The sequence below is a fragment of the Streptomyces sp. NBC_00234 genome (assembly GCF_036195325.1).
Classification (GTDB): Bacteria; Actinomycetota; Actinomycetes; order Streptomycetales; family Streptomycetaceae; genus Streptomyces.
Map to the genome: position 1 here is coordinate 489,469 of NZ_CP108101.1, position 19,454 is coordinate 508,922.

Below are 19,454 nucleotides of genomic sequence, written 5' to 3' on the forward strand. Positions count from 1 at the left end.
CCAGCTCCTCACGCCTGTTCACCGACTGTTCCGGCCGATCGTCCGAGCGGCTTCCCCACCCTCTCAGGAGTGCCGGTGGTAAGCCTTGTTGGCGATGCGCCAACTGTCGTCGACGCGGACCAACAGGAAGATGTCGGTGAAGGTGTCCGCGCCGTGCGAGAGCGTCATGGCTGCGGTCGCGACGGTGCCGTGGACGTCGATGGTGTCGATGCGGCGGGAGCGGGTCGGTTCATCCGGGGCCGGCCGGCCGTGGAAGAGAGCGCAGTACTCCTCCAGGGGCCACGAGACGACTGCGCCGTCCCGGATTCCCTCGATGTGGGCGGTGGGCAGGAAGGCGTCGTGGAAATGGGCGGGGTCGCCGGTAGCGTGACCGCGGATGTAGGCACGGAGCGGTTCGAGCACGGTGTCCTCCATAGCGGGGACCGTGGCGGCAACCGCGATGTCGGCCTCAGGGTCGGCAGTCGGGTCGGCCAACTCGGCTGCGCTGCGCAGGGGGGTGTTCGACGCGGCGGCCAGCAGAGCCATGTCCTTGGCCAACGCACCCCTCGTGAACTCGGCCATGCCAGCGGCGGACTGGCCGACGAGGAAGGGGCGTTTGCGGGCCACGAGCCCGCCGAGCTGGCCGAGTTCGAGAACGTCCAGCACCTTGGTACGGGGCAGGCCGAGGGCGTCGGCTTGACGCAGCGCATCACGCAGTGCGAGGACGGCGCCGGCGAGGCTGCTGTTGGCTATCAACTTGAGCGCGGCGGCGGTGGCGGCGTCGTCAACGCGCCGCACGGTGCCCAGCGTCTCCAGAACCGGTCGTACTCGATCGAGCGCGTCCTGCTCGGCGGCGGCAAGAATCTGCAGGGCGCCGGCCGCGGCGGCCGGCACAGAGCCGAGCAGGGGCGCGTGGACGTAGGACGGGCCGAGGTGCCGGGCCAGCTCCGCCGCTTCGGCGGGGGCGATGGTGCTGGTGTTCAGCACGATCGTGTCCGGTCGCAGCGAGTCACGGACCCCGTCGAGGACCTGTCGGCAGGCCGAGCCGTCGAACAACGCCATGAGCACGAGGTCGGCCGCAGCCACCGCCTCGTTCGGATCGCCGGTCGTCTTGACGGCGCCCGACGTGCGCCCGGAGCGTGTCCAGCCGACGACGTCCCAGCCCTCGGCAGCGAGGCGTGTCGAGATCGCGTCGCCCATACGCCCCAGGCCGAGGACGCTGATCATGTGCGGTGTGGTCATGCGGGCCAGCGTGGTGCACCTCGACGGATGCGACAAGCGCAGATTTCGCAGACCGGACCTGCGGTGCTCGCATACCTGCTGGACATACTGGTGTCATGGACTTGACTGTGTGGCGGACCTTCGTGACCGTGTGCCGACTCGGGTCGCTCTCGGCGGCGGCCACCGAGCTCAGTCACACACAGTCGGCCGTCTCCCGACAGATCGCCGGGCTGGAGCGGCAGCTCGGGGTGCCTCTGATGGAGCGCCATGCGCGCGGTGTGCGTCCGACGCCGGCCGGCGAGGTCTTCCGGAGCCACGCCCTGGCCACGCTCAACGAAGCCGACCGCGCCGTTCGCGCCGCTCGAGACGCTGGTGACGGGGCGTCCCATCGGCCGCTGGCCGTCGGTGCCACACCCTCTCTTGCCGCAGGGATCGTCCCCGAGGCCATCCGGAGCCTGCTGGAGCGAACCGGATCCATCCGGTGGAGCCTGCTCCCCGGCCTGAGCGCACAACTGCACAACCGTGTGATCGCCGGCGATCTCGACCTCGCTGTCGTCACCGATGCACCACCAGGGCTCCCCGATGACCCGCGGGTCGAGCGACGGTTCCTCGGGCTGGACGACATGGTCGTCGTCCTGCCCGTCGGTCATCCGCAGGCCGGGCGCGGCCCGGTGCACATTCGGACGCTGGCCGACGAGACCTGGGTCGAGGACAACGACGGCTCGGCGGCGCTCCTGCGCCGGCACGCCGCCCGCGCCGGAGTCAGCGCCCGCATCGATCTCGCCGCGGCCGATCTGCTCGGCAAACTGGCCCTGGTAGCAACCGGCCACGCCATCGCGCTGATACCCGGGGTACTCACCTGCGCGCTGCGGACCGACGTCACCGCGGTGGCCCTCGCCGATCCCCCGACTCGCGGGATCTACTCGATCACACCACGCCGCGACCCCCACCCCTCGGCAGCGCCCCTCCTCGAACAGCTCGCCGCAGCCTTCACCGCGGTCCTTCCGGCCCAAGCCGCTGACCAGCCGACCGAGACGGACGCCGATGCCGCTGGAGGCGTCCCTCCGCGCGACGAGGGCCGTCCAGTTGGTTCCGGTGGACGAGTCCTTCGACTCCGTCCGTGATCTCCACGACCAAGCCGAACGGCAGCACCTCGGTGATCCGGCCCGCCCGCCCAGTACGTCCTCCGCACGGGGCGGGCGTGCCCTCTGCGTGTTCAGCAGGTCAGGAGAGCCCGATCCGGTTCATGGGTATCCGCTGGTAGCCGGGGAGCCGAGCGGTGATCTGGTCGTCGTTGCCCAACTCCTGAGCTGGAAGCGACAATTGATGACTGACGTGATGAGTGACATCGAGGCAGGGGAGGCCACCGTGGATGCGCTTGATGCTGTGGATGACGGTCTGGTTGCTGAACCGGTGGTCCGGACCTGGTCGCCGACCTCGGGTTGCTGCGGAGTGCTTGCCGGTGGGGAAATTGCGGTGCGTGCCGGCACCATGCTGGTTCATGCTCGGGGACATGACTGAGAAGATCACCCGCATCAACCCCGAGCAGCTACATGAGACACCCGGCTACCACCACATCACCGTGGTGGAGACAGGCCGTACGGCCTATCTGGCGGGGCAGTGCCCACTTGGCCGGAACGGTGACCTCGTCGGTTCCGGTTCCCTCGAGACACAGGTCGACCAGGTTGTCGCGAACGCGCTCACTGCCCTGGCAGCGGTGAGTGCCCGGCCGCAACACGTGGTGCGGTCAGTGATCTACGTGCGGAGCGATGAGAGGGATGTTCTCGGAGACGCGTGGCGTCGACTCACCGACTCCGCCCTCGGTCCGGCGTTCACTACCGCCAGCACGCTCTTGGGCGTCTCCCAGCTGGGCTTTCCCGGACAGCTCGTCGAGGTGGATCTCACCGTCGCACTGCCTGACTGACTTCGAACGGCGTCTCCAATGGGTAGCTCGGCTGGGCATTCGCCGGACGCTGGGGATGCCTTCGTCTGATCATGCGCTCCGACCAAGGTGCACGTGACCACGACGAAGGCCGTGAGGGCGAGTCTGCTGCCTGATGCTGCTGCAAGGGAAGCGTTCGCGGAAGCGTCACGCTCGCCGCGCGTCTACGACCCGAAGGGCGGCCGGCCGCCGAAGCACGGGCCGGAGTTCCGCTTCGCCAAGCCTGCTCATCATGGCTGGGAAGTGGCCCCGGGGTTTGCGCTGGGGTGTGGTCCCGAGGGGCAGTGTCAGGGAGGAGGGGGCCTGGCGAGTATGTGTGAGTGCCTGCCGGTGGTGCCTACACGGTCCTGGAGTAGCCGCCCGTTCTGATGGTCTCATGACCCTTGATCGGCCGATGTACCGCGTCAAGCGGCGGCTCCTTGGCAAGCCGCTCACCACAGAACGTGTCAGTGAGGAGAAACTGAGCAACCGGACGGCGCTCGGTGTGCTCGCGTCCGACTGCATCAGTTCGTCGGCCTACGGCTCCGAGGAGATGCTCCGGGTCCTCGTGCCGGTCGTCGGAGCGACCGCCTTCACTATGGTCATGCCGGTAACCGGTGCGATCCTGCTGGTGTTGCTGCTTTTGACGCTCTGCTACAGCGATGTCGTCACGATCTACACCCGGGCCGGTGGCTCTTATGTGGTGGCCCGGGAGAACTTCGGGCCGAACGTCGCTCAGGTCGCCGCCGTGGCCCTGCTGGTCGACTACGTCGTCACCGTCGCCGTGCAGGTGTCGGCCGGTACGAACGCGCTGATCTCACTCGCCCACCTGGCCGGCAACGGCTGGACGGGGCTGGACCATCTCCAGTTGCCGGTCTCCGTAGCGGTGATCGTGATGCTCGCGTACGGGAACCTGCGCGGAGTCCGCGAGGCGGGCCGGATGTTCGCGCTGCCTGCGTATCTCTTCATCGCCGCAATGAGCCTGGTCTTCCTCGTCGCGGCGGTGCGCGCACTGACGGGCGAGCTGCCGCATGCTGACCTGAATGCTCCTGGTGTCGTGCCTCTGGGGACTCCCGGCGATGGCTGGCTCTACGGTGCGTCGCTCTTCATCGTGCTGCGTTCCTTCGCCAACGGCGGCTCGTCCCTTACCGGACTCGAAGCGATCTCGAACGGCATCTCCGCCTTCCGCGAACCGCAGGGCCGCAACGCCCGGCACACCCTCATCACCATGAGCTGCGTACTCGCCGTCCTGGTCCTGGGCGTCTCCACCCTCGCGCATTTCACCCATGCCGTCCCGTACACCGACGGGACCCCAACCGTCATCGCACAGGAAGCAAGGCTCGCCTTCGGAAACGGAACAGTAGGGACGATCGGGCTGGTCTTCGTCCAGCTGGCGACCGCACTGATCCTCTACACCGGTGCCAACACCCCCTTCACCGGGTTCCCGTTACTGGCCAGTTTCGTCGCACAGGACCGGTTCCTGCCGCGGGTGCTCACCCGGCGCGGGCACCGGTTGGCCTTCTCCAACGGCATCGTCACCCTCTCCGCTCTCTCGCTGGCCCTGTTGCTCGTCACGGGCGCCAACGTGGACAAGCTCGTGGCCCTTTACGCGATCGGCGTGTTCACCGCCTTCACCATGGCCGGGGCCGGCCTCACCGCGTACCACCTGCGCAGGCGTGAGCCCCTGCGCCGGGTGAAGATCACGGTCAACGCACTCGCGGCGATCGTCTCCGCCGCCGTCGTGCTGATCTTCGCCGTCACGAAATTCACCGAAGGCGCCTGGCTGGTCGTCGTGGTCTTCCCGCTCGGGGTCTGGCTACTGATCCGGATCAACCGCGAGTACCGGCGCGAGGCCACGGCCCTGGAACGGCTGCCCCCGGGCGCGGACCGGCCGCGAACGCGTCGCCACCATGTGTTCGTCCTCGTCGAGACGCTGGACCTGGCCACGCTGAAAGCCTTGCGCTACGCCCACGAGCTGCGGCCCGACACCGTCCGGGCAGTGCACTTCGCCATCGACGAGGCACACGCACGCCGTCTGTCCGCCCTCTGGGCGTCGACGTCCGCGACGTCGGTGGAGCTGGAACTGGTGGATTGCCCCGACCGCCGGCTGCGTCACGCGATGCGGGAACTGGCTGTCCGGACCACACAAGAGGGGAACACGTCCCTGACGGTGCTCGTGCCCCGGCGGATGTACGCCAACGCCCTCGGCAAACTCCTCCACCGGGGCACCGGCGAGAAGATGTCGAGAACGCTGGAGCAACTGCCGCACGTTGCGGTCACGATTCTGCCGTTCAACGCATCGCACGCCATGCAAGCTCTGGAGTCGGATCGCCTGCCCGACATGGACTGAGGTGGGGCTGCGCGGGGTCCTTCCCCCGGCCCTGGCCGAAGTCGCCTGCCGCCGCTCCCGGAACGCCTGAGGAGCGGACCCTGTGGACGTTCTTCCGGAGCGAACTTCCCCGAACTACGGGTCGTGGGGGAGGAATCCGACGAGCCGATGGCGCTTGTGGGCATCCGGCGTGCGATCGATCGAGCAGGCGGTGGCGGCTACGCGGAGGCCGGCCGCCCGGCAGGCGAGCGAAAGCCTGCGTCTGCAAGGACAGTTGATTGACCGTCTGCTTTCGGGTCAGCGCGGCGACTCCGCGCACACCCTCGGCGAACGCGCTGCCCGCATCGGCTGGGAGTTACCCGCCACCATGCCGTCGGCGTACTGATCCGGCCGGCCCGGGAGGCCGTCCCCCACGGTGGGCCAGGACGACGAATGATCGCCATGTGGGGGCGGGGGCCGATGCCGGCGCTGGGAGTTGGTGCCGGGATTGTTCTCGGACCCGCCGCGCAAGAACTGTTGGGCGCCGGGCCGAGCCGCCGGGCATGCCACCCCCGATGGGCTGCGGCACCCGTTGGTCGGGCCAAGTGGGACGCCGATGTGGCCCACGCGGCGCACTGGTTGTCGACGAAACCGGTGATACCGGCAATACGCACCACGGCTTGACCGATGGGCCTGCGGCACCGTAATTTCGAGCGAACCAACTCGTGAGCTGTTGAAAGGAGGCGAAGTCGGATGTCGATCATCTCCGACCTGCATCGCCTCGCTCAGCAGGCCGCCTGGGTTCCGGGTCGTGTAGCACACGGCTGCTGAGCAGCCCCCTTCCCTGTGCCCGTTTTGCGGGCCCCTGGCACACGGCTGCTGAGCAGCCCCTTCCTGGCGTACCCGATCGAGGGGCCCCAGCACCTTCCGACCCTCTTTTGCCTCCTACGGCACGTCTTCGCGTTGCGTGCTGTTTGCGCTCCGGATTTTCGAGCTGCGCCACTGAAATAGAAAGCTCCTGAAATGGCGACTAGCATCATCAGATTGACCTGGCACCGAAATGAGGTTGCGCCGTGGTAGCAGCGCGGATCACGGTCAACGGGAAAGAAACACCGATTTCACCGGCTGCGCCCTGCACCACGGTGCTGGATTTTCTGCGCGAGCGCGGCCTCACCGGCACCAAGGAGGGCTGCGCCGAGGGTGAATGCGGCGCCTGTTCGGTCCTGGTGGCCCGTCCCGGGGTGAACAAGCCCACCGACTGGGTGGCGGTCAACGCCTGCCTGGTGCCGGCCGCGGCACTCGACGGTCAGGAGGTCGTCACCTCCGAGGGCCTCGCCACCGCCGGCGAACCCGGCATGCCGCCCACGCTGCACCCGGTGCAGGAGGAGATGGCGGTCCGTGGCGGCTCTCAATGCGGCTACTGCACGCCGGGATTCATCTGCAGCATGGCCTCCGAGTACTACCGACCCGACCGCTGCGCGCACCCGGACTCGGCAGACAGCGCCGACGCCGAGCACGGTCCGAACGGCTTCGATCTGCACTCGCTGAGCGGAAACCTGTGCCGCTGCACCGGGTACCGCCCGATTCGAGATGCCGCGTTCGCCGTCGGTACGCCCACCGAGAACGATCCCCTGGCACAGCGTCGCGAGCAGTCCCCGCCCGCACCGGTTGCCACCGTATACACCCAGGGCGACAGCGCGTTCCTGCGGCCGAGCACCCTGACCGAAACGCTCCAGCTGCTGCGCGAGCGGCCCGACGCCGTGGTGGTCGGCGGCTCCACCGACTGGGGAGTGGAGGTGAACATCCGTTCTCGCCGGGCGAACTGCGTGGTTGCCATCGACCGACTGCCCGAACTGCGCGAGCTGCGAGCCGAATCCGACTACATCGAGATCGGGGCAGCTCAGACCCTCACCGAGATCGAACGCCGCCTCGACGGCAGCGTCCCGCTGCTGGCAGAGCTGTTCCCGCAGTTCGCATCGCGGCTCATCCGCAACAGTGCGACCCTCGGCGGCAACCTGGGTACCGGCTCCCCGATCGGTGACAGCCCGCCGGTGCTGCTTGCACTGGAGGCGTCGGTACTGCTCGCCGACGCCGACGGTGAGCGCGAGGTCCCGCTGGCGGAGTACTTCACCGGCTACCGGCAGAGCGTGCGCCGTCCCGGCGAGCTGATCCGCGCGGTGCGCATCCCGCTGCCGCTGTCGCCGGTCGTAGCCTTCCACAAGATCGCCAAGCGGCGCTTCGACGACATTTCCAGCGTGGCGGTCGCTTTCGCGCTCGACATCGAGGACGGGATCGTCCGCAAGGCACGCATCGGCCTGGGCGGCGTGGCCGCCACCCCGATCCGCGCCCTCACCACCGAGGCGGCCCTGGAGGGCAAGCCGTGGGCGGCGGAGACCGTCGAGGCCGCGGCCCAGGTGCTGCAGGCCCAGGGCACGCCGATGGACGATCACCGCGCCAGCGCCAGGTACCGCTCCGCGATGCTCGGCCAGAGCCTGCTGAAGCTGTACGCGCAAACCACCGAGGCGGTGTCGTCATGAGCCATTTGTCCGAGCGCCCCGAAAAGCCTGTCGTCGGCGTTTCGATGCCGCACGAGAGCGCCAACCTGCACGTTACCGGCACCGCGCTCTACACCGACGACCTCGTCCATCGCACCAAGGACGTGCTGCACGCCTACCCGGTCCAGGTCATGAAGGCCAACGGCCGGATCGTCGCGCTGCGCACCGAGCTCGCGCTCGCCGTGCCCGGCGTGGTCCGCGTGCTGACCGGTGCCGACGTACCCGGCGTCAACGATGCCGGAATGAAGCACGACGAACCGCTGTTCCCCGACGAGGTCATGTTCAACGGCCACGCGGTCGCCTGGGTGCTCGGCGAGACCCTGGAGGCGGCCCGGCTCGGTGCGGCGGCTGTCGAGGTGGAACTCGACGAACGGCCTTCCCTGATCACGCTGCAGGACGCGATCGCGGCCGAGAGTTTCCACGGCGCCCGGCCCGTGATGCTGGCCGGCGACGTCGACGCCGGCTTCGCCGACTCCGCGCACGTGTTCACCGGAGAGTTCCAGTTCTCCGATCAGGAACACTTCTACCTCGAGACGCACGCGGCACTGGCTCATCTCGACGAGGGCGGGCAGGTGTTCATCCAGAGCAGCACCCAGCACCCCTCGGAGACACAGGAAATCGTCGCGCACGTGCTCGGCCTGCACAGCCACGAGGTGACCGTGCAGTGCCTGCGGATGGGTGGCGGCTTCGGCGGCAAGGAGATGCAGCCGCACGGTTTCGCGGCCGTCGCCGCGCTCGGTGCCAAGCTGACCGGTCGGCCGGTCCGGGTGCGGCTCAACCGCACCCAGGACCTGACCATGTCCGGCAAGCGCCACGGGTTCCACGCCACGTGGAAGATCGGCTTCGACGCCGAAGGCCGCATCCAGGCCCTGGACGCCACCTTGACCGCGGACGGCGGCTGGAGCCTGGACCTCTCCGAGCCGGTGGTGGCCCGCGCGCTGTGCCACATCGACAACACCTACTGGATCCCCAACGCCCGCGTCGCCGGTCGCATCGCCAAGACCAACAAGGTCTCCAACACCGCCTTCCGCGGCTTCGGAGGACCGCAGGGCATGCTGGTGATCGAGGACATCATGGGCCGGTGCGCGCCGCTGCTCGGCCTGGACCCGATGGAACTGCGGGAGCGCAACTTCTACCAGCGGGGCCAGTCGACGCCGTACGGACAGCCGGTCCGCCAGCCCGAGCGGATCTCCGCCATCTGGCAGAAGGTCCAGGACAACGCGGGCATCGCCGATCGGAAGCGCGAGATCGCGGCCTTCAACGCCGCGCACCCGAACACCAAGAGGGCGCTCGCGATCACCGGCATCAAGTTCGGCATCTCGTTCAACCTCACCGCCTTCAACCAGGCCGGTGCGCTGGTGCTGATCTACAAGGACGGTTCCGTCCTGATCAACCACGGCGGTACCGAGATGGGCCAGGGCCTGCACACCAAGATGCTGCAGGTGGCCGCGACCACACTGGGTATCCCGCTGCACAAGGTGCGGCTGGCCCCGACGCGAACCGACAAGGTGCCCAACACCTCTGCCACCGCCGCGAGTTCCGGGGCGGATCTCAACGGTGCGGCGGTGAAGAACGCCTGCGAGCAGATCCGCGAGCGGCTGTTGCAAGTGGCCGGCACCCAGCTGGGTGCACATGCCTCGGATGTGCGCATCGTCGAGGGCGTCGCGCGTGCCCTCGGCAGCGACAAGGAGCTGACCTGGGACGACCTGGTGCGCACCGCGTACTTCCAGCGGGTTCAGTTGTCGGCGGCGGGTTTCTACCGGACCGAGGGTCTGCACTGGGACGCGAAGACGTTCCAGGGCTCGCCGTTCAAGTACTTCTCCTACGGCGCCGCCGCATCCGAGGTGGAGGTGGACGGTTTCACCGGCGCGTACCGCATCCGGCGGGTGGACATCGTGCACGATGTCGGCGACAGCCTGTCCCCAGGGATCGACATCGGTCAGGTCGAGGGCGGCTTCGTGCAGGGCGCGGGCTGGCTGACGCTCGAGGACATGCGGTGGGACACCGGTGACGGGCCGAACCGCGGACGGCTGCTGACCCAGGCCGCGAGTACGTACAAGCTGCCGAGCTTTTCGGAGATGCCGGAGGAGTTCAACGTCACGCTGATGGAGAACGCCACCGAAGAGGGCGCGGTGTACGGGTCCAAGGCGGTGGGTGAGCCTCCGCTGATGCTGGCGTTCTCGGTGCGAGAAGCGTTGCGGCAGGCCGCCGCTGCCTTCGGGCCGCGCGGGGTCAGCGTCGAGTTGGCCTCGCCCGCAACGCCGGAGGCGGTGTACTGGGCGATCCAGGCGGCTCGCCAGGGCGATGATTCCCGGAACGCTCACGCCCGCAACGGGTTTGCCACCAACGACGACGCCGGAAGCGGGCACGCCGCCGACGGCAGGATCCGAACCGACGCGGATGCGTTGAGCGGTGCCTGACATGACGTGGATCGCCGCGGTCGCACGGTTGCGAGCACGCCGGGCGTCCGGCGTGCTGGTGACCGTCGCGACCGTGCGCGGTCATGCCCCGCGCGACGCCGGTGCGAAACTCGTCGTGGGGCAGACCGAGACATGGGGCTCGATCGGTGGCGGAAATGTCGAGGCCGTCGCGATCGATCGGGCCCGGGAGCTGATCGCCGCGTCCAAGCCGGAGCCGGAGCTGATTGATTTCGCCCTGAACGACAAGGTGGCCAACCAGCATGGCGTGCAGTGCTGCGGCGGCACGGTCTCGGTGTTGCTCGAACCGCTGCCGGTGGTAAGGGCGGTGGCGATCTTCGGCGTCGGGCACGTCGGGATGGAACTGGCGCGCATCCTGGCACGTCAGGACATCGATCTCCATCTGATCGACAGCCGCTCCGAGATCCTCAGCGAGGGGCGGCTCGACGTGCTGGCAGGCGCGGTGGCGCAGGTGCATGTGCATCACACGCCGCTGCTGCCCGAGGAGGTGCTGGCGGAGTTGCCGCGCGGCACCCACATCCTGATCATGACCCATGATCACGCCGAGGACGCCGCTCTGTGCGACGCCGCCCTGCGCACCACCCATCTCGGCTCCATCGGGCTGATCGGGTCGGCAGCCAAGTGGGTGCGGTTCCGCAAACGCCTCGCCACCGAGGGGGGTTTCGACGAGGCCACCATCGATCGGATCAAGACCCCGATCGGGTTGGCGGACATCACCGGCAAGGAACCCGCGACAATTGCCGTGAGTGTCGCAGCCGATTTGCTGCGCACTTTCGAAGCCGAGGAGAACTGACTCTCCGACCGGATCGACCGGGGTGCCCCGTGCTCATGCGAACGCACACCTGCGGGGCACCCTTTCGGCACGACTGTGCCCGTCACTTCAACAGGTATCGCCCTCACCGGGGCAGGAGCCGGTTCGAGGTCCTGTTTCCGGCACTACGCCACGTTGCCGATGCGGTGCAGCAGGACCTGGGCTTCGTAGCGGGGACTCACGGGCTCTGCCTCCTCTGCTCTATCGACTGGGGCTGTTGCTCAGGGAGCGGCCGGGCGTCGGCAGGATCAGCCAAGGCACACCATGAGCACGCATACCTCCGTCGGCGACGCCGATAGCAATGCGGGATTGGTCCTGGACGCGCTCGGCTGCGTGCTGTCGGCGGTCGCGGGCGCTGGCGCTGGCGGCTGCTGATCCGTAGTCGCATCGGAGCGCTCGGCTGTGTCGCCGACGGACGGGGTGGTGTTCTGCGGCTGCGGGGTCGACGCCGCAGCGGGCCCGGGAAGCGCGGCTTCATCCGGCCGGGCGGTCGGCGGCACCGTGCGGGGCGGGGCCGCGAGGGACTGCTGTCGCGGGGCGCTGGCCGTCGGCGGCTGCGGCTGCGGCTGGGAAGGGGCGTGTGACGACCGGTGAGTGCGCTGAGTCGTGGCTGGGGTGGACACCGAAGGGTTCTGCTCAGGCGTCTGGCCTTCCACGGCACCCATACTCCGCTGGTCCGGCGCTGTGGCTGCCTTTGGCTGGTCCGTTGAGTGCCGGTCCATCGTGGCTATGGTCAGGCCACCTCCGACGAATGCGACAGCGCTCGCGACCGCTGCACGGCGCTTGTTCTTCTTCCAGCGGGCCAGCTGGCGACGGCGTGCCGCCCGCCCCTGCTGCCCGGGCGACGGGCCCTCGACGTCGGCGGTGAGAGCGTACGGGCCCGCGTCCGTAACAGCATTGCCCTCTGCCTCGTTGCCCAGGGGTCTGTCGTGCCACGCGCCGGAGACCGGGGATTCCCGGTGAGGGCTGGTGGCAGGCGGGGCGATGTCCGGGGCGTAGGCGCCACACCCGGGACACACCAGGGCGCCGTTGAGATGCCGACGGCACGAGGAGCAGTAATCCATCTGAGGTCTTCCGGTCTTCCTGAGCGGACTGGCGCCGTCGGCCCGACTGGGCCACGGCCTGGTCATCGTTCGCACTGCGGATGCCGTCCCGCGGCGGCTCTGATGTTGTCGTCGCGGCGATGGGCTTGCTGGGCCGCATCCCGTCCAGTCAGTAGCGCTGCTGCCTGATGCTGCACGTGATCGGCCGCCAGTTGAGCTTCGGCGACGACGTCACCACATTCGTGTACGAGGTCCTCATAAATCGGCAGGTGATCGTATTCAGTGGAGGTGCGTGTCACAGTCGGTCCTTCGGCTACCGCCACTTCCCGGCGTGATCGTTGGCGAGGAAGGCGCAGGTGGCAGCGGTTCGTGGCGATTGATAAGGCCGGTCCCTTGTCAGGCTTGATTGAGCCGGGCAGCAATCCCATGGCCGATCAGCAAATACACTGCGGCCGGAAGACCATAATTGAGGGCAACACGTAGACCCTCTGTGTCCATCGTGAAAATGTCCTGCGCCCACCAGGCCAGCCAGCCCGCCGTTTCCCGCACGAACTCGACGAACACATTCGCCTGGTTCGCGTCGAGCAGGAACAACAGGATCCACAGACCGAGCAGACCTGCAGCGATGTCGGCGATCGTGCAGACGGTGATGGCCGTGCGCCGCGTGGCGGTTTGGCGCTGCGCGGGGCGGTCCGGGCGCAAAGGCTGATTGTGCGTCTGGTATCCGGTAGCCGGGTCGATGTTGCTCACAGAAAATCCGATCGACGTAGTGCCATGTCGGCGCGCTCGCTCCAGGTGTCGATTTTCAGCCCGGGCCCTCGCCCCGCTTCCTCCTACTTCTGCGTTCCGCACGCGCTGCCTGTTACACCACCGCCCGCGACAACTCATATATGGCTTCCTATTCCGGTACGTGCGCAGATGTTCGTGCACGAGGGCTCATTTCGGGATGGAAGCGAGGAGGTCGTTCAGGGGTGCCAAAACGACCCCCGGCCCAGCGTGTGCGCAATTCGTGAGCAAGTCATGATGGTGGCAAGTGGGGGACTTCATAAGGATGTCGGTCTCGCGACCATCTCCATCCCCGGTGATACTTCTGACGTGCGGCACGCTGTGAGGAGCGACCCCCTGCGGGGGTCATGCCCCCCCCGTTACCGGGTCTGCCCCTGCCTCCATAGCGCCGCACCAGAGTGGGCCCCGTGGCATCCGCCACGGCAGTCCGTTCGCGTCCGAAAGGACGTGGATCTTGGAACCCGGCTTGCCCCGGTCCACAGGGCTCGGACCTGTGACCTCGCCCCTTCTTCAGCCCGGACGTGCGCGGAGTCGAGCAGGGCTCGGGACAGATCGAGCAGGCCGGCGTCGCCCAGGCGGTGCAGGATCACCTCGTGCAGTCGGCCCCACTGGACGAGATCGTCACTCGTAGCATCCAACGCGCCGCGTGGTTCCAGACACTCCCCCAGCCCCTTCGCGAGGCCTGCGCCGCGGCATGGTGCCGTCATCGCGAAGCTCACGGAGTGTCCCTCGGAACCGGCCTCTCGACCGATCGCGTCGAGCACGCGATGGCGCTGCCGGACACCGGGGCGTTCAGAGACGAAGCCTTCCTCGACCAGGTGGACATGCAACTGCCCGGCTTCGCCGTCCGAACGTGGTCGAGTGTCTGGCGAACCTCAGGCCACGGCATCAAGAAGAGCAGCGGCGCCACAGTGGAACTGTCCGGCAGCCCCGGGCGATAATGTCGAGCATCATGGATATCGACCCCGCCATACAGATCCCACCCGGGTCGTTGTCCGGCGTCGGTCTTACGGATGCCCCGGAATCTGTGTACCGAGCGATCGTCTCGCAGCTGGCGATCCAACCGGATCAACTCGTCGAGGCCACTGGGCTGACCGCCGATTCCGTCACCGCGTCCATCGAGACACTCATCTCCCGTGGCCTGGTCACCGCCAGCGGCGGCTCGCTCACCGCTGTTTCCCCCTTGCTGGCTCTTGGCGACCTGGTCGCCAAGAGCGAGAGGGACGCCAGAATGGCCCGCGCGGCGCTGGACGAACTCGCCGATCATCATCGGTCGATCCGTCAACAGGAGGAGTTCCGCGGCCTCGAGGTGATCCACGGACGCGCGAACATCGGCGACTGGATCAATCATCTGATGCGCGCCACCGAACGAGAGCTGCGGTTGTTCGCCAAACCGCCCTTCGGAGTGGTCGGTGTCGCGGAAACCGACTCGGAGAAGGAGTTGGCCGTCCGCGGGCTGGCCGAACGGGTGATCATCGAGCGGTCGCTGCTCGACGAACCGGAGGCGGAGCAGGATCTGCTGGCATCCCTGGACCGCGGCCAGCAGATCCGATTGACCGAGACGCTGCCGAGCAAGTTGCTGATCGCCGATGATTCGATGGCCCTGGTGCAACTCGACGAAGGCGGTCCGTCCCACGATGTCGTGGTGGTGGTGCGGCCCGGCGGTCTGCTCACGTCCCTGACGACGCTGTTCGAGTCGTTGTGGGAGCGTTCGATCCAGCTGCGGGAGGCTCCGGGACGGCGGATCGAACCGTATCCGGCGTCCGAGGACGCCCTGGACGATCCCATGGATCGGAAGGTGTTGACCTTGTTGCTCGCCGGGCACACGGACGGGGTGGTGGCGACCCGGCTCGGCGTCGGGCTGCGGACGGTTCAGCGTCGGGTCCGGCGTCTGATGGACATGGCCGGCACCGACTCCCGGATCCTTCTCGGCTGGTACGCACGCGACCGTGGCTGGCTCTGAGTCGCCTCAGGCCGGCCACGGTCGCGGCTGGTACAGAAGAGCTGTTCGGACCTATTCGGCGATCAGATCCGGAATGTGCAGCAGAACAGTGCTCGACGAAGAGCCGTTGGGTCCGCCCTCGCCGTAGATCATCAGATCGTGCTGGTCGTTGATGCCAAAGGTGTAGGTCGGCAGGAACCAGTCATTGCCGGGAATCATCGACGACAGATCCCACAGCCGGCCCTGCGGATCCCACAGTGCCGCGACCTCGAAGTCGGGCTGCAGTTCCACCGTGCCGAGGATCCAGCCGTCGGTGGTGATCTTCTCCGCCGTGGCGTTGAATCCGTAGTCCGGCAGGCGTTTCATGCCGGCCGACGGCGTCCAGACGAACGCGTCGTCCCCGCTGGCGCCGACCACCGAGCCGGCCGCGTTGATCCCGACGGCCACCGAATTGAACTGCCCCGAAAGGGTGCCGAGATTCGTGATCTTGCCGGTCGAGGTGTTCCAGCTGACGGCCCGTTGCGCACCTTCGGTGGTGAGCGACGACCCGACCGCAGTCCCCTGGGCGTTGATCGCCCTCGGCTGGGTTTCCGTGGTGTTGGCCGACAGCTGATCCAGTTTGGCGAATCCGCCGGTCTTGGTCCAGCTGAACGGGTCAACGTAGGTGTGCCCCTGACTGTTCTCATCCCGATACGCAAGGCTCGCGAACCCGACGACGGTGCCTTCGTCGCTAATGCCGGTGGCGTAGCCGCTGCTGTACGCCTTCTCCCGCCACTCCGGCAGCCCGAGATCGGTCACATCGCCGTCGGCCGCCCACGTTGCCGGACGGTCGTTCTCCCCCTTGTAGTGGAGCATCCCGGCCGCTTCCTTACGCTCGTTCATGTCCAGCGCCGAGCCGTACGCGCCCGTGCCGAGGTTCAGGTCGGTGAAACCCGCGTCCTTGGTCCAGGTGGTCGGCGTCGTCTTCGCGTTGACCTGTCGATCGCCGGCGACCACGCCGTTGTTGGTGAGTTTCGCGCCGACGAACGGCTTCTCCCACTTCAGCGCCTCCAGCTTCGGCGCGACGACGCTGTTGATCCGGACCTTCGCAGCACCCACGATCGTGCCGTCGGAGTTCGCGACTCGGACGCGGCCGATGACGGGCTCGGTCGTCTGGGTGACCGCGCTCAGGTCGATGTCGGCGGCCACCGGCATCGACTGCCCCGGCCTCAGCAGGGACGCTTCGTCGGACTTGGCAACGATGGTGCCGATGCCGCGGGAGAACATCTCCTCGTGATAGTCGAAGGTCGCCGGCCCCGATGGGACGTTGGCGCCGGTCACCACCACGAAGTAGGTGCCGGGCGCCGGATCATCCAGGACGATCTGCTCGACACCGGGCCCGATGTTCATGCTGGTGCCCGCGATGCCGCGGGCACCGACGATGTACATGTCGAGATCGGCATCGTCGGCGCGGGACGTCAACGCCACGTCCAGTCGCGTCGACTGCCGCGGCACGTCGACACGATTCGCCGTGAGCTGTCCGTTGGATACGGTGGAGAACAGGTTCCTGACGAACCCGAGCTCACCGTCGGTGGCGTGGAGCTTCGCCGTGCCCCAGGTGTTCGTCCCGGTGAACTGGACCGACTCCTTCTGGTGCACGGTGGCCGACTTCAGGGTCGTCACGTCCGGCGCGAACGACATTCCCTGCAGGGCGACCGTCGCGGTAAAGGGGTTGTCAGCAACGCTCGAGGTCCGTCGCGCTTCGACCACGAACTCCCAGATGCCCGCCTTCGGACGCAGCACGGCCCTGGATTTCGCATCACAGCCGGCCGGGTCGGGATAGCCGGTGTAGCAATGATCGCTGGCATTGGAGTCGGCCGGGATCCCGTCGGGATCGATGGGCAGGACTCGCATCTGGCTGCCCTTGGCCTGTCCCGCCAGGTTCAGTTGCAGGGCCTCGACACCTTCCGGCACCGCAACCAGGAACGAGTTCGTTCCGGTGCGGCCCAAGGTTCCGGCCCTGCTGACCTGATACGTCGGGCCGCTCAGCGGTTCCGCGGCCAACACGGTCACCGCTACGAACCGGTCGATGCCGACCGTAGTCGGATCGTCGATGGTCATGATCGCACTGTGCACGCCGGTCGTCTTCGGAGTCGCGGTCACCGTCACCGTGCTCGAGGCGCCGAGAGTCGACGACAGGGTCTTCGGTGACCGGAACGTGCCGTCGTTGCCGACCCAGCCGATCCGGCTCGTGGTGTGCCCTGCCTTGCCGTTGGTCCTGGTCACCGTCACCCGGTACGACTTGTCGGTGCCGACCGGCTGGCCACCCGCCCCGGGCAGGCACCGGTTGTAGATCCCGGCACCCTTGTTCGGCGTGGCCAGATTGCCTGAAAGCGCCGTGCACACCGGGGCGGAGATGTCGAAGTTGCTGGTCCGCACGCCCTTCGAAAGCTCATTCCAGGCTGCCGGGATGTTGACCAGCCCGGCACCCTGGGCGGTGGTCGGCACACCGTGGATCGGCGTCGCCGTTCCGGTGAGCACCGAGCGGAGCGCCGTCGGACCGGCTTCGACGTCCCGGGACTTCGCCGCCGACAGCAGCAGGGTCGCGGCCCCCGTCACCTGAGGCGCTGCCATCGAGGTTCCATTCATCATGCCGTAGCCGACCGGCAGCGAGTAGCCCGCCTCCGGCACGGCCTGTCCTTCCAGCCAGCCGGGGATCGAGGAGATCGCCGCTCCCGGGGCGCTGACCGCGGGTGCGAGCGCACCGTCCTCGGACGGGCCGTGCGAGGAGAACCCGAACAGGCCTTGCGGTGCATCGACCGCGGAACCGTAGTTGGCCCACCAGGTTTCCTTGCTCACCGACGCTGCGACAGCCAGCACCGAGGAGGAGACGGACGGGGAGCCGACGGTGTTGGTGCCCGCGCCCTCGTTACCGGCCGCCACCACGATCTGCACGCCGAATCCGCTGGTCAGCTTGTTGTACAGCTGGGATATCACGTCGGATCCGTCGTTGAGCGCCGGCAACCCGCCGATCGAGAGGTTCACCACGTCGACGCCGCGATTGACGACGAGGTCGATCATCCCTTCGGTGAGCGCCGCCTCGGTGCAGCCGCCGCCCCAGGTGCAGGCCCGGGACGAGACGATCTGCGCGCCGGGAGCCACACCGTGCATCGCGCCGCCGAGCAGAGATGTGCCGGCGATGATCCCGGCGACGTGCGATCCGTGCGACCCCGACGGCAACCCGATGTTCACATAGTTCATCACCTTGCCGACGTTGCTGCCGCCCAGTGGCGACAGGTCGACGTTGTCGCGGTAGTCCACGACGAACGGAATCCGTTCGGTGACAGCGGTCTGCGGATCCTCGGTGCCGAAATGGCCGGTCTGCCGTTCCTGGCCGTAGGGCAGCATCGCCGGCGTATCGGTGAAGTCGTGGTCGCCGTCGGAGTCCACCCACACCCGGTGGGTCTGCGGGTCGTACAGCACGCCGAACCGGTCGTTGGCACTGCGGTTGTTGTTGAGGTCACCACCGAAATCGCTCTGGGTGGTGGTCATCTCGTAGAACAGGCCGAGTTGGAACTTTCCTTCCGGGGCCGTCCAGGTGGCCCCGGCGTAGTCGAACCGGGGACCCGTCACCGCCTTGCTCATCTGCACCCAGGTTCCGTCGCCATCCGTCACCGGATCGGTGGCCGTCACCCAGTCGACCACCTTCGGCCGACCGTCGCTGGTCTTCTGCAGGGCTGGGTGATCGAGGTCGACGCCGGTGTCGAGCACCCCGACGGTGATGCCGCGTCCGTCCCACTTATGGTTTGCCGCAACAAAGTCGGTGGCCCCGATGTCGTTGACCGGCAGGTACGGATTGTCAGCAGGGGTGGTCGCGTTCGGCGCCGCCGGGTGAGCGGCGCCGGCCTTGGCGTCGACCGGGCTGACGGCGTTGCCCAGCTGCGGGCTCGGCACGCGGTAGGTCTTGTCGAGATCGATGGCCTTCACCACCGGGAGCGCAGCCAAGCTCTGTACCTTGCCGGTCGGCACGGTGGCCCGGACGTATCCGATCTCCGGCTGGATCTTGCCAACTGTCCCGCCGGCTTTGGCGACGGCGGCGGACACCTCGTCGGTGTTGCCGGAGTTCGCGAGAAGCATCACCGTCACGGTCTTGGCCTTGGTGGCCTGCGCCTGCTGCAGCACCTGGGTGTCGTGGGCGCCGAGCTTCTCCGAACTCCTGCCGGCGGGCGCCGTGGCGTCCAGCGGCTGGAATCCCTTGTCGTCCGTGGGTGGTTGATACGGATCGCTGTCAGCGGGCGACGTCGCGGAAAAGGGCACCCGAGGGCTGCTGGTCGCCGGACCGTCGCCACCTGGACCGTCCGGTGCCGCGGCGGCGATGGTCGGTTGCCCGATGCCGAGTGCCGCGGCGGCCATCACTGCGGTGCCGATGATGATGAGTGAGCGGGGTCGCCGTCGTCTCATATTGCTCCTT

General features: G+C 67.8%; 14 protein-coding genes and 2 pseudogenes. 10 read left to right on the plus strand and 6 right to left on the minus strand.

Features of this window, described 5'->3' with window-relative positions; translation table 11 throughout:
• Positions 1-63 precede the first annotated feature (63 nt).
• Positions 64-1,221, minus strand: a complete 1,158-nt coding sequence (locus tag OG230_RS02215) for a nuclear transport factor 2 family protein (RefSeq protein ID WP_328908429.1) — start codon at positions 1,219-1,221, stop codon at positions 64-66.
• A gap of 95 nt (positions 1,222-1,316) precedes the next feature.
• Between OG230_RS02215 and OG230_RS02220 the strand changes: the two genes are divergently transcribed.
• The 8 genes and pseudogenes from OG230_RS02220 (at position 1,317) to xdhC (ending at position 11,215) form a co-directional block, all read left to right on the plus strand.
• Positions 1,317-2,324 (plus strand): LysR family transcriptional regulator, encoded by a 1,008-nt coding sequence (locus OG230_RS02220; protein ID WP_328908430.1) that lies wholly within the window; start codon positions 1,317-1,319, stop codon positions 2,322-2,324.
• A 214-nt stretch (positions 2,325-2,538) separates the two neighbouring features.
• Positions 2,539-2,721, plus strand: coding sequence for a hypothetical protein (locus OG230_RS02225; RefSeq protein WP_328908431.1), 183 nt, complete (start codon positions 2,539-2,541; stop codon positions 2,719-2,721).
• On the plus strand, positions 2,714-3,124 hold the full coding sequence (locus OG230_RS02230; protein ID WP_328908432.1) for a RidA family protein: 411 nt from the start codon (positions 2,714-2,716) through the stop codon (positions 3,122-3,124). Before OG230_RS02225 ends, OG230_RS02230 begins: the two co-directional genes overlap by 8 nt.
• Positions 3,125-3,518: 394 nt before the next feature.
• A complete protein-coding gene (locus OG230_RS02235) occupies positions 3,519-5,471 on the plus strand; it encodes an APC family permease (protein ID WP_328908433.1) in 1,953 nt (650 codons plus the stop codon).
• A gap of 178 nt (positions 5,472-5,649) precedes the next feature.
• Positions 5,650-5,876: pseudogene (locus OG230_RS02240) on the plus strand (PucR family transcriptional regulator); the annotation flags it as partial.
• Positions 5,877-6,502: 626 nt separating this feature from the next.
• The gene (locus OG230_RS02245) at positions 6,503-7,966 is read left to right on the plus strand and encodes a xanthine dehydrogenase small subunit (RefSeq protein WP_328908434.1); all 1,464 of its coding nucleotides are present in this window, start codon (positions 6,503-6,505) and stop codon (positions 7,964-7,966) included.
• Positions 7,963-10,404, plus strand: coding sequence for a xanthine dehydrogenase molybdopterin binding subunit (gene xdhB / locus OG230_RS02250; protein WP_328908435.1), 2,442 nt, complete (start codon positions 7,963-7,965; stop codon positions 10,402-10,404). Before OG230_RS02245 ends, xdhB begins: the two co-directional genes overlap by 4 nt.
• Position 10,405: 1 nt before the next feature.
• Entirely contained in the window at positions 10,406-11,215 is an 810-nt protein-coding gene (xdhC, locus tag OG230_RS02255) for a xanthine dehydrogenase accessory protein XdhC (RefSeq protein ID WP_328908436.1), read from the plus strand.
• Between the two features lie 266 nt (positions 11,216-11,481).
• On the opposite strand, the gene OG230_RS36355 is transcribed toward xdhC, so the two are convergent.
• The 4 genes and pseudogenes from OG230_RS36355 to OG230_RS02270 form a co-directional block, all read right to left on the minus strand.
• Entirely contained in the window at positions 11,482-12,363 is an 882-nt protein-coding gene (locus tag OG230_RS36355; RefSeq protein WP_443051476.1) for an SCO2400 family protein, read from the minus strand.
• Positions 12,360-12,575, minus strand: a complete 216-nt coding sequence (locus OG230_RS02260) for a hypothetical protein (RefSeq protein ID WP_328908437.1) — start codon at positions 12,573-12,575, stop codon at positions 12,360-12,362. Before OG230_RS02260 ends, OG230_RS36355 begins: the two co-directional genes overlap by 4 nt.
• A 97-nt stretch (positions 12,576-12,672) precedes the next feature.
• Complete coding sequence (locus OG230_RS02265) at positions 12,673-13,026, minus strand: hypothetical protein (protein WP_328908438.1); 354 nt, start codon at positions 13,024-13,026, stop codon at positions 12,673-12,675.
• Between the two features lie 456 nt (positions 13,027-13,482).
• A pseudogene (locus OG230_RS02270) lies at positions 13,483-13,670 on the minus strand (IS5/IS1182 family transposase); the annotation flags it as partial.
• Here OG230_RS02270 and OG230_RS02275 point away from each other — a divergent pair.
• Positions 13,584-14,003 (plus strand): hypothetical protein, encoded by a 420-nt coding sequence (locus OG230_RS02275; protein WP_328911652.1) that lies wholly within the window; start codon positions 13,584-13,586, stop codon positions 14,001-14,003. The pseudogene OG230_RS02270 and the gene OG230_RS02275 overlap by 87 nt on opposite strands.
• An 11-nt stretch (positions 14,004-14,014) precedes the next feature.
• The gene (locus OG230_RS02280) at positions 14,015-15,025 is read left to right on the plus strand and encodes a hypothetical protein (RefSeq protein ID WP_328908439.1); all 1,011 of its coding nucleotides are present in this window, start codon (positions 14,015-14,017) and stop codon (positions 15,023-15,025) included.
• A 51-nt stretch (positions 15,026-15,076) separates the two neighbouring features.
• Here OG230_RS02280 and OG230_RS02285 read toward each other — a convergent pair whose 3' ends face one another.
• Complete coding sequence (locus OG230_RS02285) at positions 15,077-19,444, minus strand: S8 family serine peptidase (protein WP_328908440.1); 4,368 nt, start codon at positions 19,442-19,444, stop codon at positions 15,077-15,079.
• Positions 19,445-19,454: the final 10 nt, after the last annotated feature.

What these genes read in the sequence shown, in the direction of transcription:
- OG230_RS02215 (WP_328908429.1), bottom strand. Translation starts at nt 1,221, where the DNA reads ATGACCACACCGCACATGATCAGCGTCCTCGGCCTGGGGCGTATGGGC.
- OG230_RS02220 (WP_328908430.1), top strand. Translation starts at nt 1,317, where the DNA reads ATGGACTTGACTGTGTGGCGGACCTTCGTGACCGTGTGCCGACTCGGG.
- OG230_RS02225 (WP_328908431.1), top strand. Translation starts at nt 2,539, where the DNA reads ATGAGTGACATCGAGGCAGGGGAGGCCACCGTGGATGCGCTTGATGCT.
- OG230_RS02230 (WP_328908432.1), top strand. Translation starts at nt 2,714, where the DNA reads ATGACTGAGAAGATCACCCGCATCAACCCCGAGCAGCTACATGAGACA.
- OG230_RS02235 (WP_328908433.1), top strand. Translation starts at nt 3,519, where the DNA reads ATGACCCTTGATCGGCCGATGTACCGCGTCAAGCGGCGGCTCCTTGGC.
- xdhB (WP_328908435.1), top strand. Translation starts at nt 7,963, where the DNA reads ATGAGCCATTTGTCCGAGCGCCCCGAAAAGCCTGTCGTCGGCGTTTCG.
- xdhC (WP_328908436.1), top strand. Translation starts at nt 10,406, where the DNA reads ATGACGTGGATCGCCGCGGTCGCACGGTTGCGAGCACGCCGGGCGTCC.
- OG230_RS36355 (WP_443051476.1), bottom strand. Translation starts at nt 12,363, where the DNA reads ATGACCAGGCCGTGGCCCAGTCGGGCCGACGGCGCCAGTCCGCTCAGG.
- OG230_RS02280 (WP_328908439.1), top strand. Translation starts at nt 14,015, where the DNA reads ATGGATATCGACCCCGCCATACAGATCCCACCCGGGTCGTTGTCCGGC.
- OG230_RS02285 (WP_328908440.1), bottom strand. Translation starts at nt 19,444, where the DNA reads ATGAGACGACGGCGACCCCGCTCACTCATCATCATCGGCACCGCAGTG.